The sequence below is a fragment of the Mixta tenebrionis genome (assembly GCF_006517625.1).
GTDB classification, from domain to species: Bacteria; Pseudomonadota; Gammaproteobacteria; order Enterobacterales; family Enterobacteriaceae; genus Mixta; species Mixta tenebrionis.
On the sequence record NZ_VHQI01000066.1, the window covers coordinates 1 to 361 of the forward strand.

Consider the following 361-nt stretch of genomic DNA (forward strand, 5'->3'; position numbering starts at 1 on the left):
GAATCGGTGTTTGAAAAGCTCTGCTCTGAAAAGGGGCTCAAGACCGTTGATGTAGCCAGACCGTTAGAGCGTACAGGTTATCTGCTTTGCGAAAGCGTGGGGCACTATAAAAAAAGACCGCTCAAGATGATGGCGCAATCTTACTACCAGGTCACAAAAGCATTTCTGAAATGCAATGTGATGAACGAATTTTAACCCTGAATATAACCATTTTGATTGAACCACAACGAATAAAAGGTGATGTATGTTTCCTGAATTAGACGAGTACTATGAGGGTTTTCCTCACGCCATCAGCAGCGAAAATGAAGAAAACACGTCATTCAATGATTACACTCTGTTTAACACACTGGCGGAGTGCCTG

At 42.7% G+C, this 361-nt stretch carries 1 pseudogene; it reads left to right on the forward strand.

Annotation, left to right across the window (positions count from 1 at the left end):
- A pseudogene (locus FKM52_RS21875) lies at positions 1–195 on the forward strand (DUF927 domain-containing protein); the annotation flags it as partial.
- Between the last annotated feature and the right edge of the window lie 166 nt (positions 196–361).